The 17,637-nt window shown below is 36.9% G+C and carries 17 protein-coding genes; 11 read left to right on the forward strand and 6 right to left on the reverse strand.

What is annotated here, in order from left to right:
- Positions 1-487 precede the first annotated feature (487 nt).
- The 9 genes from KO534_RS20435 (at position 488) to KO534_RS20475 (ending at position 8,783) form a co-directional block, all read left to right on the forward strand.
- Complete coding sequence (locus KO534_RS20435) at positions 488-1,549, forward strand: polysaccharide pyruvyl transferase family protein (protein WP_215932739.1); 1,062 nt, start codon at positions 488-490, stop codon at positions 1,547-1,549.
- A gap of 368 nt (positions 1,550-1,917) precedes the next feature.
- Positions 1,918-2,979, forward strand: coding sequence for a dTDP-glucose 4,6-dehydratase (gene rfbB, locus KO534_RS20440; RefSeq protein WP_215932797.1), 1,062 nt, complete (start codon positions 1,918-1,920; stop codon positions 2,977-2,979).
- Positions 2,976-3,869 (forward strand): dTDP-4-dehydrorhamnose reductase, encoded by an 894-nt coding sequence (gene rfbD, locus KO534_RS20445; protein WP_215932741.1) that lies wholly within the window; start codon positions 2,976-2,978, stop codon positions 3,867-3,869. The genes rfbB and rfbD overlap by 4 nt, the downstream gene beginning before the upstream one ends.
- A 13-nt stretch (positions 3,870-3,882) precedes the next feature.
- Positions 3,883-4,764 carry a glucose-1-phosphate thymidylyltransferase RfbA gene (rfbA, locus tag KO534_RS20450; protein WP_215932744.1) on the forward strand — a complete coding sequence of 294 codons (882 nt, stop codon included), beginning with the start codon at positions 3,883-3,885 and terminating at the stop codon, positions 4,762-4,764.
- The gene (gene rfbC / locus KO534_RS20455; protein WP_215932747.1) at positions 4,764-5,318 is read left to right on the forward strand and encodes a dTDP-4-dehydrorhamnose 3,5-epimerase; all 555 of its coding nucleotides are present in this window, start codon (positions 4,764-4,766) and stop codon (positions 5,316-5,318) included. Before rfbA ends, rfbC begins: the two co-directional genes overlap by 1 nt.
- On the forward strand, positions 5,315-6,469 hold the full coding sequence (locus KO534_RS20460; RefSeq protein ID WP_215932749.1) for a hypothetical protein: 1,155 nt from the start codon (positions 5,315-5,317) through the stop codon (positions 6,467-6,469). Before rfbC ends, KO534_RS20460 begins: the two co-directional genes overlap by 4 nt.
- Before the next feature lie 30 nt (positions 6,470-6,499).
- Positions 6,500-7,030: a dTDP-4-dehydrorhamnose 3,5-epimerase family protein gene (locus tag KO534_RS20465; RefSeq protein WP_215932751.1), complete on the forward strand. Its 531-nt coding sequence runs from the start codon at positions 6,500-6,502 to the stop codon at positions 7,028-7,030.
- On the forward strand, positions 7,023-7,952 hold the full coding sequence (locus tag KO534_RS20470; RefSeq protein ID WP_215932753.1) for a Gfo/Idh/MocA family protein: 930 nt from the start codon (positions 7,023-7,025) through the stop codon (positions 7,950-7,952). The genes KO534_RS20465 and KO534_RS20470 overlap by 8 nt, the downstream gene beginning before the upstream one ends.
- Before the next feature lie 6 nt (positions 7,953-7,958).
- On the forward strand, positions 7,959-8,783 hold the full coding sequence (locus tag KO534_RS20475) for a glycosyltransferase family 2 protein (RefSeq protein WP_215932755.1): 825 nt from the start codon (positions 7,959-7,961) through the stop codon (positions 8,781-8,783).
- Here the strand turns inward: KO534_RS20475 and KO534_RS20480 are convergent.
- The 6 genes from KO534_RS20480 to KO534_RS20505 all read right to left on the reverse strand — a co-directional run bounded on the left by KO534_RS20480 (position 8,769) and on the right by KO534_RS20505 (position 15,707).
- Positions 8,769-9,758: a glycosyltransferase family 2 protein gene (locus KO534_RS20480; protein WP_215932757.1), complete on the reverse strand. Its 990-nt coding sequence runs from the start codon at positions 9,756-9,758 to the stop codon at positions 8,769-8,771. The two genes, KO534_RS20475 and KO534_RS20480, sit on opposite strands and share 15 nt — an antisense overlap.
- Before the next feature lie 108 nt (positions 9,759-9,866).
- Positions 9,867-11,183: an oligosaccharide flippase family protein gene (locus tag KO534_RS20485; RefSeq protein WP_215932759.1), complete on the reverse strand. Its 1,317-nt coding sequence runs from the start codon at positions 11,181-11,183 to the stop codon at positions 9,867-9,869.
- 16 nt (positions 11,184-11,199) lie between these two features.
- Positions 11,200-12,033: a hypothetical protein gene (locus tag KO534_RS20490; protein ID WP_215932761.1), complete on the reverse strand. Its 834-nt coding sequence runs from the start codon at positions 12,031-12,033 to the stop codon at positions 11,200-11,202.
- 6 nt (positions 12,034-12,039) lie between these two features.
- Positions 12,040-13,176, reverse strand: coding sequence for a glycosyltransferase (locus KO534_RS23815; protein WP_215932763.1), 1,137 nt, complete (start codon positions 13,174-13,176; stop codon positions 12,040-12,042).
- A 2-nt stretch (positions 13,177-13,178) separates the two neighbouring features.
- Positions 13,179-14,162: a glycosyltransferase family 2 protein gene (locus KO534_RS20500; protein ID WP_215932765.1), complete on the reverse strand. Its 984-nt coding sequence runs from the start codon at positions 14,160-14,162 to the stop codon at positions 13,179-13,181.
- Between the two features lie 207 nt (positions 14,163-14,369).
- Positions 14,370-15,707, reverse strand: a complete 1,338-nt coding sequence (locus KO534_RS20505) for a hypothetical protein (RefSeq protein ID WP_215932767.1) — start codon at positions 15,705-15,707, stop codon at positions 14,370-14,372.
- A gap of 244 nt (positions 15,708-15,951) precedes the next feature.
- On the opposite strand from KO534_RS20505, the gene KO534_RS20510 reads away from it, so the two are divergent.
- Together KO534_RS20510 and KO534_RS20515 are read left to right on the forward strand one after the other, a co-directional pair.
- Complete coding sequence (locus tag KO534_RS20510) at positions 15,952-17,166, forward strand: TIGR03087 family PEP-CTERM/XrtA system glycosyltransferase (RefSeq protein ID WP_215932769.1); 1,215 nt, start codon at positions 15,952-15,954, stop codon at positions 17,164-17,166.
- Positions 17,163-17,637 (forward strand): acyltransferase (locus KO534_RS20515; protein WP_215932771.1); only part of this gene is annotated, 475 nt, incomplete at its 3' end. The genes KO534_RS20510 and KO534_RS20515, both read left to right, overlap by 4 nt.

Consider the following 17,637-nt stretch of genomic DNA (forward strand, 5'->3'; position numbering starts at 1 on the left):
AAACCGAGTTCACCACAGAATGCCCCAGAAAATTTCACGTTACATTAACTCCTGATTTCCTGTAATTCGATCAATGACAGTTTACTAATGCAATTTGATTATGGCCTTTTAACTCATGAGGGAACGGTTTCAATCCTGGCTAAATTTATTGACGAAAAATCAGTCGGAGTTATATTGTTAATTTTGCTACTAATCCCAGCCATTTAAAAAAATAGGGATGAAACACACCTAAAAATCGCAAGTATTTTACATGGCATTCCATAAATATTAGCTATAGAATTCAAATCGTTTATAACCAATTACTCATTTTTACCAGAGCATTAAATTTGATCTCAAAACGTAAAAAGGAAGGTTAATGTCGAATGCAGCAAAAGACAATATAAAGGAAATAATAATATCTCCAGCTAAGTTACAAATTAGTTTCAAATTAAGTGGTGCGTTAAAATAAAGGATTGTGCGAAAATTCTTTAATACAGAGGATAGTATCTTGAAAAAAGAAAAGTTATTTGTTTTTAACATTGTGACAGCTTTTGGCAATAAAGGGGATTTATTAATTAATCGAGCATTAATTGAAAATCTTCGGGATTTTGGCAAAGTGGTTGTGGTGACTGGGCATCTTCCTCCCAACTTTTTATTTGATCTCGAATTGAGTGAAGAGGAAAAATGCCTTACCTTCGGTAAATGTATTTTGCGAAATATGTTTCGCTACACTGTTTATAAAGTAGGGATTCCAGGTCATAGTTTAGATGATGAACCTCGATATTTTTCTGGTATGAAAGAATTGCTTGTCACAGCAGTATTTAAATATATCTTTAGGTTTAAGTTTCTAAGAGTAGGTACATCTCTCGGGCCGATCCACAAATTCAAACTTAATATTGAAAGAATAAAAGCTAAAATGTATGTGCTATATGGCCTTCGAGATAACGCCTCTGTAAAAATGTGCTCGCCTTCAAAAATGTTGTATTTTCCTGACTTAGCCTTTATTTCGCCAGATATAGCTAGCGATATTCCGAAAATAACTGATAAAAATTATTGCTTATTGTCCTTTCGGGCTAAATTCCCAGACGCTGAAATGTCGGAGACGTACTTGTCTCAGGTTATTGTTAGATTAGAAGAATTCTTAGAAAAGGAAGGAATTAAATCTATAGTCATTGCGTATCAGGTTGTTGAAGATAAAAAAACATCAATGGAAATATATTCTGCTTTAAATAAGAGTAAGAAATTTAACATCGATTTTATTGATGAGTTACTAGAGCTTAAGGATTCAATGAGGCTGATTTCTGAAGCATCATTGGTTTTATCCAATAGGCTCCATGTACTGTTGCCCTCACTTATAGCAGGGGTTCCTCATATTGCATTAACTGATGTAGCTTTACATCAAAAGATTAGTGCACTTTACGATACAGTCGGCGCTAAATTTGTTTTGCATGATATAAATAATCCTGCAGAAATAGTGGTAGCTAAAGAGAACTCGCCAGAGAATTTAAAATTAATTTCTAAGAACCAGCAAGAACTAGCTTTAGACATATTAAAAAGTAAAATTAATTAAATGAAATTTTAGATGTTTTTTTGATTTGACTACCGTTTATCTGTTCTATCAAAAATCGATTGTAAGTTTAGAGGCGACTAAGCCAGTCTTAAATTCTTACACCTTTCGCTGTGCAGACCGAGTAAAACCGAAACAATCCTATGTCTATTCGAAGGCTCAATGAAATATAACCTTTAAACAAACGCAAAATAAAAATGTGAGTTTTAATATTAAAAAGTTTAAAGTAAATAGAGACTTGATTAACAAGTATTTTGCTCATAAAACTCAAACACTAGGTTTATTTATTAAAGATATTCAAATACCATCATATATCTTCCATATGGATAAAATATTTAAACTTTCAGAAGGACAAAATTGTAGTGAAAAACATGACATTTTTGGTAACTGGCGGCGCTGGTTTTATTGGTTCAGCGGTTGTCAGGGAGTTAGTCAATAACTCCCTGCACAATGTCATTAATATAGACAAATTAACCTACGCTGGTAATTTAGAATCGCTACAAGGAATCGAAAACAGCGGTCGTTACACCTTCATTCACGCAGATATCTGCGATGCAGATAAAATGGATGCGGTTTTCGCCAAGCACAAGCCAGATATCATTATGCATTTAGCGGCTGAAAGTCATGTTGATCGCTCAATAGATGGGCCTGCCGAATTTATCCAAACAAATATAGTTGGCACCTTCAATTTATTAAATTCAGCTAAAAAGTATTGGTCAACACTATCTGAAGAGTTAAAAGCAAAATTTCGTTTTCACCATATTTCAACGGACGAAGTGTACGGTGATTTAGATGGCACCGATGATATGTTTACCGAGACTACTTCTTATTCGCCTAGTTCGCCGTATTCAGCCAGTAAAGCGAGCTCTGACCATTTAGTAAGAGCTTGGTATCGCACTTACGATTTACCGGTGGTAATTACCAATTGTTCAAACAATTATGGGCCTTTTCATTTCCCAGAAAAGCTCATTCCACTAACCATATTAAATGCCTTAGAAGGCAAACCTTTACCCATATATGGCCAAGGCACTCAAATTAGAGATTGGTTATACGTTGAAGATCATGCCCGTGCATTAATTAAGGTTGCCACTCAAGGTAGCTTGGGTGAAACCTACAATATTGGCGGTCACAATGAAAAACAAAACATCGAAGTGGTTAAAACTATTTGTGCCATTTTAGAAGAACTTAAACCACAAAAACCTATTGGGTTAGGCAATTACGTTGATTTAATTACTTTTGTCACCGACCGACCAGGTCACGACTTACGTTATGCCATTGATGCCAGTAAAATAGATAAAGAATTAGGTTGGACGCCCCTTGAGACTTTTGAGTCTGGGTTAAGGAAAACCGTTGAATGGTATCTGACTAATACAAACTGGTGGCAACGTGTAAGAAGTGGTAAATACCAAGGTGAACGTTTAGGCCAGTTATGAGTAAAACCTTTAAATCAATTTTAGTTACTGGCGGCAGTGGTCAAGTGGGATATGAGTTATGTCGTGCTTTATCTGCATTTGGCAGCATTTTAGCGCCATCACGTGACGAACTAGACCTATCTGATGCAAATGCAGTTGATGTTTATTTAGCTAAACATCAGCCAGATTTAATTGTTAATCCTGCTGCATGGACAGCAGTAGATGCCGCAGAAACCCATCAGAATGAAGCAACCCGATTAAATACCGCATTGCCTGCACAATTGGCTAAGTACGCTGATAAACATAATGCCTATTTAGTCCACTACTCAACTGATTATGTTTACGCTGGTACAGGCGATAAACCTTGGCTTGAATCAGATACACCTGCGCCATTGTCGGTGTACGGGCAAACAAAACTCGCTGGTGATCAAGCCGTGGTTCACCACTGCAAAAACCATCTGATTTTTAGAACCAGTTGGGTTTATGCTGACCGCGGCAATAACTTTTTAAAAACCATGCTTAAACTGGGCGAACAAAGAGACAGCCTAAACATAGTCAATGATCAATTTGGCGCGCCCACTAATGCCCGTATGATTGCGCAAGTAACAGCTTTAGCAATTTATCGAAAGTTGTTAAATCAACCGATAGAGTCTGGTGTTTACCATTTAGTAAACAATGGCGTGACCAATTGGTATGGTTTTGCTGAAGCAATATTTAAGCAAGCAAGGCTTAACAATTTGCCTCTTAAGTTAGATAAACTTGGCGGCATTAGTACGGCAGAGTTCCCTACACCAGCAGCTCGCCCTGCAAATTCAAGGTTAAATGTCAGTAAATTAGAAAATGCCTTAGGTATAAAACTACCAAACTGGCAGCAGCAACTCGAATACACATTAAACAGCTATTTAAAATAACAAGGAAACAGTCATGGCACGTAAAGGTATAATATTAGCGGGAGGCTCAGGCACGCGCTTACACCCCATTACTATGGGCGTGTCTAAACAGTTGTTACCCATATACGACAAACCTATGATTTATTATCCCTTGTCTGTGCTTATGTTAGCTGGGATAAAAGAAGTGTTAATCATCAGTACCCCAGAAGACTTACCTAACTTCGAAAAACTACTTGGTAGTGGCAAACAATTTGGTATGAAATTGTCTTATGCCGAACAACCTAGCCCTGACGGTTTAGCCCAAGCCTTTATTATTGGTGAAAACTTTATTGGCGTCGATCCTGTTTGTTTGGTGTTAGGTGACAACATCTTCCATGGTCAACATTTTACCGGAGCTTTGCAGAATGCGAATGCTCAATCAGTAGGTGGAACGGTATTTGGCTATCTAGTTAACGATCCTGAACGTTTTGGAGTGGTGGAGTTTGACAAAGATGGCAAGGCTATTTCTATCGAAGAAAAACCTGATGTTGCAAAGTCTAATTACGCCGTTACCGGCTTATATTTTTATGACAATGATGTAGTAGAAATCGCTAAATCAATCAAACCATCAGACCGTGGCGAATTAGAAATCACCAGTGTAAACAATGAATACCTTAAACGCGGCACGCTAAGCGTAGAAAGATTTGGTCGCGGTTTTGCGTGGTTAGATACAGGCACCCATGACAGCCTGTTAGAAGCCTCACAATATGTGCAAACAGTTGAGCATCGCCAAGGGCTTAAAGTCGCTTGTTTAGAGGAAATTGCTTTCAACAGTGGTTGGATTGATGCAGATGAACTTAAACGACAAGCGCAAAAATTCTCTAAAACAGGTTATGGCCAGTATTTATTAAAGCTACTTAACGAGGACAATATTTAATGAAAGTAACGCCTTTAGCTATTCCCGAAGTAGTGCTTTTTGAACCCCAAATATTTGGTGATGATCGTGGGTTCTTCTATGAAAGTTTCAATATGAAAGTTTTCAAAGAGGCAACAGGATTAGAACGTCAATTTGTGCAAGACAACCACTCAAAATCTCAAAAAGGCGTGTTGCGTGGTCTGCATTACCAATTAGACCCAATGGCCCAAGGAAAACTTGTACGAGTAATTGAAGGTGAAGTATTAGATATCGCTGTTGATATCCGAAAAAGCTCCCCAACTTTTGGCCAATGGGTTGGTGCTAAACTCTCTGCTGAAAATAATAATCAGCTTTGGGTCCCCGAAGGTTTTGCTCATGGTTTTATAACATTAAGCGATTCAGCACAGTTTTTGTATAAAGCCACCAATTATTATGCACCCGAATTTGAAAGATGTATTGCTTGGAATGATCCCAACCTTTCCGTTGATTGGCAATTAGGAGATATTGAATGCCCATCTTTATCAGCTAAAGATAAGCAGGGGTTAACACTTAAAGAAGCGGAATTATTTAAGTGATAAATAAAAAAATTCTAATTCATATTGGACCACCTAAAACTGGTTCTTCTGCCATTCAAAGGTTTTTGCAACAGCACAAGAAACTTTTACTCGAAAATAGTATATTTTATCCAGACCATAGTTTAGATGATAATGGAATCAGCTCAGGTAACGTGGAGCGCATTTATGATATGGTGAATGGGGAATGGGTACTGAGTAAAAGTAAAATTGTAAGTTTATTAAATGAATTTCAGATGTCTGAGTATCAAATACTTTTACTGAGTTCCGAATTTTTTTGTAAAGACCTATTGCAGATTAGTAAAGCTATTCCAAGTAGTCAATTTATTGCTTATATCAGAAGCCCTCTTGATTTTTTAGAGTCTAATTACAACCAATCAGTTAAACGTCATAACAACGTAAAATTAATTGAACTAGATAAATTAGATACTTCAGTTATAGAAACCTTAGATAAATTTATCAGTGTACAAGGAGTTGAGAGATTAAATTTAAGAGCTTATTTACCCAATCAACCTGGCGGATTAATTTCAGATTTTCTAAATGCTTTAAGTATGACATATTCATTAAAAACTAACGATAATATTATTGTTAATTCATCATACTGCCATGAAGCTTTACAAGTTAAAAGATGGTTAAACAATTTCCGATTATTACCCTCGCGTTTTGAAAATGAAATAGACAAAACACTACAATCATTTAATGAAGGCACGAAGTCTTATTCTTATGTTACTAGCGATATTTTCGAGAGTTATCGTCAGGAAAGTATCTTAATTTTAAATAAATTAAAAGGTAAAATTTTGATTCATAACTCCAGTGAATTAATAGAGCATGTCAAGACGATTCCACATGAAAAATATAAAACTCAAGAATTGACACAGTTTGATGTAAAAAGTATTGCGAAATACATTTATAACAAGGATAAACAACTTCATTCTTTGATTTGTTTAAAATTGCAAGATATTAGAAACGATGACGAACAGAGCAAAGCACTAAAGTTTATAAGTGATTTTTATATTAATAAAAAACCTCATATTTTATTATTTTTTTATAACGCTATAGGTATGAAAATAACACTAACATTTTTCGCAATTTCATATAAAAGCAAAAAGAAACTCTTGGCTTTTATTAAGAACAAGTTCTGTTTAGATATATAGTTAATTTGGCAACTTACTAAGAGGTTATGAATGTTAAGCGATATTGATTGTATAAAGTTCAAAAAGCTCAATTTATTTGCGGATGAAAGGGGAAAGTTATCTGAACTGTTTAACGTAAAGTCAGATACGTTTTCTCTAGCACAACTTAATTACGTTAACTCACTAGACAATACTTTTAGGGGAATGCATTTACATTCAACCCATAGTGACTACCTCGTGGTTTTGTCGGGCACTATGATCCTAGCGCTTAAAGATTGTCGCCAATCCTCTCAAACATTTGGCATAACTGAGTTACATACACTTAGTATGAATAATCCTCATGTTGCTTGTATTTCTCCAGGCATTGCGCATGGCTTTTATTTCCCTGAAAACGCCATTTACTGCTATGGTCTATCTCACCCATGGGATGCGTCAGAAACTTTAGGTTTTCGCTGGAACGCACCGGATTCAGGCTTTGATTGGCCAATGACTAACCCAGCAGTATCTGAACGTGATGCACAAGCAGGTACCTTTTCTGAACTCATGCAAGAATTAGATAAAATCGGACTAACGTATGAATAAGCCATACAAAAAAATTGGCTTAATTGGCTGTGGCCGTTGGGGTAAATTTATTTTACGCGATCTAATAAAAATTGGTTGCAATATAGTAGTTTTGGCTTTTTCAGAAAGAACAGCAAACACAGCTAAAGACGAAGGTGCAAATAAAGTAGTGACGAACTATTTGGCACTTTTTGAAGAGCAATGTGATGGGTTTGTCATAGCCTCTCCCACTAATACACACTTGCAGGTGATTAAAGAGTTATTGGTTACAGGAAAGCCTATTTTTACTGAAAAGCCTTTAAGCAATAATGTGAGTGAAACCAAAAGTTTACTAGGTCAAACTTCGGACTACCCTTTATATGTCATGGATAAGTGGAAATACCATAATGGTATACTCAAACTGGCCGAACTCATTAATAGTGGTAAGTATGGCAAAGTGACTCAACTTACCCTAAGACGAACCCAATGGCGGTCACCTCACCAAGATGTTGACCCAGTTTGGATTTTAATCCCCCATGATATATCTATCGCGCAACTATTGTTAGGTGAAACCCCAAAAGCGCTTTACGCTACGGGCAATAGAGTCGATGAAGACTTTATTCACTCTTTGCATGCATTATTACAGGTCGACCGAAGCAAAGTTATTATTGAAGTATCTGGTGATTCAGTTTGCGTAGAACGCTCGGTGCATGTGGTTTGTGAGCATGCCAGCTTCCATCTAGCTAATGCCTATACTGACAGTATCCAAATGATGGATAAGACCAACAAATTTGGGGACAAATCAACTAACATTCAGTTTAACGTTAATATGCCCTTGTATGACGAATTGAATACTTTTGTCAATTACCTTAACGATCCTCAGGTCCCTGTTCAGTCATCTTTCAGCCACGGTTATGAAACAATAGAGCTAATTGAACAATTGCGTAATATGGTAGGAAAGTAAACTATCATGTTTACTATCATTATCCCCACCTACAACCATGAAGATACAATAAAGCTAGCAATTCAAAGTGCTTTACAACAAACCTATCAAAGTTTTGAAATTTTTGTAGTGGGTGACGGTGCGTCAGCAAGAACTAAGACAATTGTTGAAGAGTTATCAGTTAAGGATCCCAGAATAACTTACTTTGATAACGTCAAGGGGGCAGGCAATGGTGAATTTCACCGGCACAATGCAATTAAGCGAGCCTCTGGTGACTATATAGCTTACCTAGGAGATGACGATATTTGGCTGCCTAATCACTTAGAAACACTATTGCCATATTTAGAAAATTACGATTTTGTACATTCCGCACAAGCCACAGTTTTAAAGGAAAATAAATGGCATGTTTATGCAGGCGATTTAAACCATCCCACCATTAGAAGACGAATGCTTACGGAACGCTTTAATTTTTTTGGCCCTACCACAGTTGTACACAGGCTAAATAGTTATCTAGCACTACCATATGGTTGGCGAGCCAAACCAGCAAAAATGTCCAGTGATTTGTTTATGTGGAGACAATGGTTAACCGAAAAAGCGGTTAAATTTAAAAGTATTAATCAGGTTACTATATTGCATTTGGCATCCCCTAGTCGCCTAGAGATGTCGATTGAAGAACGTTGCTTCGAAATGAAAACTTGGTTAAACGAAATCAACGCTAACACCTCTCACTTTAACCAATTTGCACAATCACAATTGCTGGATAGCTGGAACAAACAAATAAGCGACAAAATCCATCCTAATAGCAGTGTGAGCGTTATTATAAAAAAACTTTATCATTCACTTTTTAGTTGACTCGGAGATTGGTTTAACATCGTGATATTTGGATGAGTAAATAGAAAATTTCACGAATGAAACAACTTTAGATAACCAATACTTCTGAAAAAAACCAAATTTCAAAGCTGCTTTCAAGCGTGAATATTTAGAGAGTGTCAAAATTTCACTGTAGGTTTGTAACTTAACAAAATTACTATTAGCCGAAAAATTATTCTTTGAAATTAACATTGAGAGAGCTCTGGCTTGCAAAATTGTAGTATGAAACGTTGATAGATTTTTTTGAAAAGATTTAGGCGACATTTTTAAGAAATTTACATTTAACTGAAACGGCTTCGCTCCCAGAACATTATTGCTGTGTTGTCGATATTTTCCTAAAACTTGATTAACAAAATATAATTCATCTAAGTAGGATGCCATTAACGCTAACCACCAGTCGTGCATCATAGCTTCTTCTGGTACAGGCAGACTCAATTCAAGTAACTTTCTATTACAAGCCGACGCACAGCCTGTAACTGTATTTCTGCCAAGTAACCTCGAAAAAGAAGCATCTGAGTCTAACCTGGAGTAATTGATAAAAGATGGCGCAATTTGAGACAACTTTTCATCAACGACTTCCAAATCATGATGAACAAGAAACGCATTGTCTTTATCGTGTTTATTTAGCTCACACACCATTGTTTCTATTTTATTTGGCAACCAAACATCGTCTTGATCGCAAAAAAAGAAGTAATTTGCTTTCGATTTTAATCCTTCTTTCATCAACACTGCAAAGTTCGCCATTGCGTTACCTTGCCCTCCCAATTCGTCTTCGACTAAATAGAATCTTGGATCTTCCTTGCAATAACTCTTGATAACTTCCAAGGTATTGTCTTTTGAATTATCATCTCTTATCAAACAGAGCCAGTTTTTTTCAGACTGATTAATTAAGCTATCTAACTGCTCATTTAAATAAGTGCCACCATTGTATGTGGCTAAAAGGATACAAATAGTCAATCAAAGGCTCTCCAATCAAATTAATAATTCAGCTACTTTCACACTGTAGCACCGTCTAAATCCAATTTATCTATACTTTGCATTGCAAATGCTATCAAGCGTTATAAATTAGCCATGTAGTAGATAACCGTAACCTACTACAAGCAGCAATATCAACAAAGAGGTCAATATTCTCTTAAAATACTGCCATCTAAAAACTATAACTAGCAATGTAACAGCCACTATACTGCCACAAGAATATCCAAACAACATGCTTAACAAAGTGCTTTCAAAGCCACCTTTAGTAAAAAAGAATAACACTAATACTGTAGAGATTACTGCCACAGAGTTAACCACTAAACCTAAGTAAAATTTCCCTAGAATATTAAATATTGTTACAGAAGAAATAATTATGCCTGCAGGGATCAACGCAAACATCAAAACATCTAGATACTTTCCCGCTAAGTGGAAACTATCGCCTAAAACTGTCGTTACAAAAGCTTCTCCAATAAAGCTTGCCGCAAAGATCGCAAGTGCACCATAACCTAAAGAAAGCCTAAAAAAATAAACTGAATATGTAACTAACTTTTCATTGCCATTAAGCATTGAACGTCGCAGAGCTGGCCCAGATGCTTGCGATATCGCGGCAAAGACACTTAACAAAATGACAAATGCTTGGACCACAATTGACAAGTTAGCAATTTCGCTACTTGTAGCTTCGAAGTATTTGTAAGATATAACAACAATGGGCAACATTATGGCATTGAATACTATAGATGCAGCGACTGGTAAAGCTCTCCTTATCAGCCTCAGCGATTCGTTTAAATCAAAATGAGGAGTTATATTGCAAAGCTTTATTGTTACAACACGGTATTGAATAAGAGCTTGCATTACCCACATAATTGAATGTGACGCGGCAACATAAACTATATTCTCGCTTATATACGCTGTACTAACGCCAATGACTACTTCTATGGGCCTAAAATACTTATCAATATTTAATTTTTCTTTAGGCCTTTCAAAAGCTATAAACATAGCATCACTCCATTGACAAAGTCCTCTAGCAAATAAGGCAAAAGAAAAAATAACCAATAATTGTGTAACTCTAATATCACTTTCTTGGTGAAAACCTAAACAAACACATGCAATGCTTAATAGAATTGATGTGATTATTTGAATTCCAAATATTTGCTTTGCCAGTTGAAAACCAGCTTCCCTATCGACAGCTAACTTTCGTACCAGAAGAGACCCCAGTCCCAGAGTAGTAAAGGGTAAAAATGCCATATACCATGTCTGACCATAAGCCAATAGGCCATATAAATCGGCTCCCAAAATTCTCGCAATAAGAACGAGATAAATAGCTCTGGAGAAATGATTCAAGATAAGAGAAGCATAAATAAAAAACATGTTTCTTAAGATGCTAATGGGAGGCAAACTAATTGGCATTAAAAAACTCGTTTGGTTAATATTTTTTATAGGGAGAGATTACAAACTTAAATAGAAACTTTCGTCCTAACAAATACAGTTTTGCTAATTTGTGACCATAAACATCAACTAATTTAAGGTTCTGACTCAACGCTACAATAGATAGTAACTTTTCATTTAATATAGCCGTCAACTTTAATTTTATAAGCGTATCATTGTTCACTTTAGAATCATTTTTGTACCACCCAAGTTGTTTAGTTTTGGGGAAAAACCATTTTTCTAAATGTTCAATTAAGTTAGTAGAACATTCTGCGATATGTATTTTACGTGATTTAAAATCTACTTCTAATTTGCTATCTTGAGGGGAGAATTTACAAAATTTTCCAATTAATTCTAATTTACTAGCTCGGATCGCAAAAAAGTAGGTCGAGATCCATTTATCCGCGCAATTCTTCTTTACAGAGAACGTTTCTCCAAAAGAATTAACTTCCCCTGCGAAGTCATATTTTCTAGACATCACTTTTTGAATAGATTTTTTGAATAAATATAAATCTAAAAATGAAAAAATACGGTGAGCGCAAAAAGTATCGTTTAAAAAAATAAAAGTAGATTCAGAAACGTCAATGTTATGTATTTTAAAATATTCAACACCTTCATCCCATGCTGAAAACTCCCAAAATACATTACTTCCCTTAATTAAGTTTGTACCTTCACTTACAAATTGACATTCACTATTATTAACAATGAGAATTGAGTGATTTTTATCAATACTCATTAACAGCAGTTTCAACTTTTTTAAGCTTTCCTCAAAATAATCTGGGTAATAACAAGCAATAATAGCAACTAAACAGGGTGATTTACTTTGTTCCATTTCTGATTACTTTCCTTCAATATTGACCCATGTAGCCAACAAAACGTCACAAAATTTTTGCCAGGTAAAAATTTGCGTTAAGTCTCGAGTATTCTTTGCAAAATTGGTCGATTCCCTTAATTTTTGAAATTTTTTAATTGCCTCAACGATCTCTATACTTCCTTGTCCTCTAGCAATTATCCCAGTATTTCCGTCTTTCACCACTTCATGAAAGGCTGGTAAGTTGGAGCATATAACAGGTGTGGAAAAATGATAAGCAAGAGGGATGACTCCTGTTCCTGTCATGCTGCGGTAAGGCAAAACTACCGCATCAGCGCGGGTAAAATAATTAGCAGCGTCTTCATCTGAGGCATACTGAACAACTGTTTCGATCTTATTTGTTAGATTTAACACTGAAATTTGCTTTTGATATTTATCCCAACTACCCCAGCACTCACCCACAATAGTCAACTTAAAATCAATATCTGTAAGCTCAGCCACTGCGTTAATTAAAATGTCTAAGCCTTTGTAATCGCGAATAATGCCAAAAAAAAGTAACTCTAACTGTGCTCTTCTTTCTAATATTTGACTAGGTTGTGGATATTGGTCGAAAATCGGATGAGGGCTAATTGCCACATCTGCATCTGATAACTCCTGTTTAATTTCATTGGCAAGAGATTGATTATGGACCAAAAATTTTTTACTTTTAGTGAGTTGATAACGCATTAACGCATTTTTGATCCCACCCGCTTCGTGATCAAAAGCATTGTGCACTATGGTGATAACCTCAACCCCCCGTTTTTGACACTGCATAGCAATATAACCTAGGCAAGGTGCTACAAAAAAGGTCCAAGCTGGAATAATTACCAAGTCTATATCCTTGGATTCAATACTACTAATTACAGCTCCCCAACTAAGAGGGTTAATAGTATCAAGGGTAAACTGACAATTTAAAGCTTCTGGCGCTGTGCTAGCACTGTCTTTATCGTCAGTTCCTGGAAATAACAGCGCAGGATATAGGCGTTTAAATGAGTATACAGATAACTCAATATTACTACGCTTATTAAGCTCTAATGCTACTTGGGTTGAATGTTTTGCTACGCCGCTACGAAAGGGCTCAATTGGCGCAATCATAGCCACCCGCAAAGGCCTTTTAAATGCCACAGCTAATCCTTTAAATTATGCTCTTTTTTAATTTGTTGGGTATCGTTTAATTCTAATTCTATTCTTCGCACCTTTTCTAACGTCTGTTCGATAAGTTGACGGTTAAAATTCATTAAGTCTGCCAACAAAGCAATTAAAAAAGAAATAAAGCCTAAAATCGTCAATACTCCGCCTAATACCAAAGATTGCAAATGTCCATCACCATCGCCTGTGAAATAAAAGAATAAAAATCGAATAATAGGGATTGCACCTAAAATAGATAGTGTTAACCCAATAAAAAAGAACACTTTAAGAGGCTGATACATCGCGTACATGCGAACAATAGTAGTGAGCTGGCGTTCGATAAATTTAGGGATACTACTGAAAAGGCGTGATTCGCGGGTTTTTGCATTAGTTTCAACGGGCACTGAGGTAACGGCCATATGTTTTTTGCCAGCTTGAATAAGCGCCTCAATTGTATAACTAAAAGGCGAGACAATATTCAATTGTAATGCGGCATCACGACTGTAGGCTCTAAAACCACTTACAGCATCAGGCACTTGCACACCTGAGAGGGTTTTAACGACATAACTACCCAGTCGTTGTAAAAACTTTTTGAACGGTGAAAAGTGCGCAACTTTGGCAGTGTTTCTGTCGCCTACTACCACATCAGCTTTACCATCTAGTATTGGTTGAATTAACTTTGGGATGTCCCATCCGGCATATTGGTTGTCGCCATCGGTATTCACAATAATATCAGCGCCCAATTTTAAACATTCATTTAAACCTGTTCTGAAGGTTCGCGCTAAACCTCTATTGTTTTTGTTAATAACGATGTGGTGCACACCTAGCGCTTTTGCCACCTCCATAGTTTTATCGGTAGAGCCGTCATCAATTATCATAATTTCAACTACATCAACGCCGTCGATTTGTTTGGGAATATCGTTGAAAGTTACGGGTAACGTTTCTTCTTCGTTATAACAGGGGATTTGGACAATTAACTTCATTGGGATTTCTTAACTCGCTCGGTGAATGCAATTGTAATCTAGTTTTAGGTTATCAACAGTTAAAAGACTCAGTAGTCTGAATTGACAAGTATTGCATTGATAAACTTAAAGTTCTAGGCTTTGTGATTGCAAACTAGGGCTTTAGGCAGACTAACTCAATACATTAAAATCGCAACCATTCTAATAAGTGAATTCTATTAAATCCCCCTATTGCTTTGCGGCGAGTTTGGCGAGTTTATAACTAATAATTAATGGAGGCCTATCATAATCACCGGTTTGCCCCGCGCCTTCTATTGATAAATAGAGAATGTTGTTTTGATCATCATAGGTGCCCCCTGAGACTGGACGCGCGCCCCCTTTATCATAAGGATGACTCCATTTACCGTAACTGATGGGCTGCACTAACCAAGGCTCATCGGCAGCAAGCATTTCATTTACATCGAACAACCAAAAATAGTTATAAACATCATCACTATCAAATGGGCACGGACCACCGCATAAATTCCCATTGTTTTGGGTTATTTTGTACCCAATACCGCTGTGTAAACCAGAATGCTGACCAACAGCTAAAAAATAACTTGTACCAGGAATAATGAAACCAAACTTAGCCTTTGTTGTTGGCCCCCAAATCGGAGAAATATCTAACGTATAAAGATCTGATCCCTCAACCAATTGTTTATCTTCGGCAAAAGGAAAAACCATCAATTCATCCGTATCGATTGTTCTATTTACTGATAAAACTGAATCAATGGCTTGTTCTGGATCAAAACGATACAAACTGGGCCCTTGGGAGTATCTTGAGACAATTGAGTAGTTAGTCGCCCAGCCAACTAAATATTCAGAACCCACTTGTTCGGTAAGTTCATTTGGCACTTTAAACATATACCCCGCTGCTTTTGCCTTTCCCTCTAATTGCAACATACCTTTGTAGCTAGATGAGCTAACGTCTAATGCATTTGAAAAAACTTGTAAATTATCAGCGTTACTGCCAGATGCGTCGTACCAAACCTCAGAACTCACTAACAAATTTTGGTCATGGTATAAAATCCCATTGATTTTGTTATTAGTATTGCCAATCTCCTTTTTGTTTAAAATTTGCACATAGTCTTGTAACACTGCAGCTGCTGGAATATTTGCAGCTTGTGTTTCAAATGAAAAATGTGAAGGTACTTCAAATTCAGCTATAGCGTTATGATAAGCATGTCCAGCCATGAATATACTATTGTTGTCGGGATTAAAACCAAGTGTACCAACTGCATAATTTGAATTGGATTGCCCTTCTGCAACCACTCTAAATGCACCTAGATATTCAATATCTAATGTGGCCTGCAAGCCCAAAGGTAGATTAATGTCGCTAGGTACTGACTGGCGAATATCTTCAGCAATATCCTCTTCAAACAGAACTTGAATGTCCTCATTGAGTGTTTCGATTGCTGTTGGAATATCTACTAATTTGTTAGATGTAGACCCTCCATCACTTGAGCCACACGCAAGCAATGATAAGCCTAATCCTGCATATAACACTAATTCTTGAAAAGGTTTCATAACCACACATCCTGAATGACTGTTTATAACCCAACAACTTATTAGCTACATGTCGAATCAAAGGTATTTTATAAGATAAAGTGTTCAGGGATTTTAGTCTTTTCGCGTACTTGAGTCAAAAACAGTCGGTTAAAAATCCCCCTATTGAATTCGGTATTGTTATTACTGTACCGAGATATAAAAATCCGATATGTTATGATTCTATTTTTTTATATTTAGATCAGGGGCTTGGGTCACTAATACTGTGAAAATACTGATACTTTCTCACCGGGTACCTTTCCCTCCAAATAAGGGTGAAAAAATTCGCACTTTTCACCAAATCCAGCATTTGAGTGAACTTGGTCACCAGATTCATCTGTTTTCACCCTTTGAAGATCCAGCAGAATTAGCGTATTTTGCAGCTTTAGGTGAATATTTATGCCAATCGGTTACTGCAACGCCTCTTAAAAATAAGGCGATTCGTTTGCTAACAGGGCTTATCAAAGGTCAATCCATGAGTGTGGCCAATTTTTATGATAAATCCTTGCAACAAAAGTTTGATCAGTTTTTATCAGACAAAAGTGTGGATGCTATCATATGTAGTGCCTCCTCAATGGCTGAATACGTTTTTAAAAGTGCGGTACTTAATACGCTAGACGCTAAGCCCTTGCTGATCATGGATTTTATGGATGTGGACTCTGATAAGTGGGGGCAATACCAGCAAAGTAGCAGATTCCCTATGAGTTGGGTGTACGCCAGAGAACAAAAGCTTTTAGCTCATTACGAAAGACAAATAGTTAAAGAATTTGATGCTTGCTATTTAATTGCTCAAGCAGAAGTCACACTATTTAATCAAAAAGTGATAAAAAGCGACAAAATCCACGTTATGGGAAATGGTCTCGACACTTCGACCTTTTACCCACCTAAAGTGAAACAGCCTAACCCTGACCCAGTATTTCTATTTACAGGTGTTATGGATTACAAACCCAACGAAGATGCCGTTATTTGGTTTGTAAACAGCTGTTGGCCATCAATCATCGGTGAACACCCTAATGCAAGATTTATCATTGCAGGCATGAACCCTAGCGCTGACATTAAACAACTTGCACAAGATAAAGGTATTGAGGTCACTGGCTTTGTAGAAGACATTCTGCCCTATTACCACCAAGCTGACATTTTTGTCGCACCTTTCAGATTAGCCCGAGGGGTACAGAACAAAGTATTACAGGCCTTTGCTTGTGCCTTACCTGTTATATCTACGCCGATGGGGGCAGAAGGCATTTTGTGTCAAACCGGCAAAGACATTTTAATAGCCACCACCCCAGAAGAGTTTGTTACGCAGGCAAATCAGCTTGTTGCACAACCTGAACTTGCCCAATCTATCGGTCAAAGTGCTTTGCAACTGATTCAATCTCATTATTCTTGGCAAGGTCAATTACAGCCATTAGTTAACTTGCTTGGCACAAAGGATAAGCAATGAAAAAAGTCATAAAACGGCTACTATTTATTTTATGCGCGCTACTTATGGCGCCCATAACCATAGTGTATTTTGTGTTTGCTTCAATGCTAATAAAAGATGCGGTGCTCAGCAGTTATAGTCAGTTGTTAAGTTTAATGCCGGGTAAATTAGGTGTGTATCTACGGGCTGGTTTTTATCGATTTGTGTTAACTCATTGCAGTCCTGATGCGGTGATTTCTTTTTTGGTGCTATTTTCACAAGCAGACACTGAAATAGCAGAAGGCGTCTACCTAGGAGCCCAATGCAATATTGGCCGCTGTACTATAGGTAAAAATACCCTGTTAGGCAGTGGTGTAAATGTAATGAGTGGCAAAGGTCAGCATAATTTTGACGATCTAGAGCAACCCATAAAAGACCAAGGTGGTCATTTTGAAAAAATTTCCATTGGCGAAAACTGCTGGTTAGGAAATGGTGCCATGATCATGGCTAATA

The sequence above is a fragment of the Paraglaciecola arctica genome, from assembly GCF_018861065.1.
In the GTDB taxonomy this organism is placed as follows: Bacteria; Pseudomonadota; Gammaproteobacteria; order Enterobacterales; family Alteromonadaceae; genus Paraglaciecola; species Paraglaciecola arctica_B.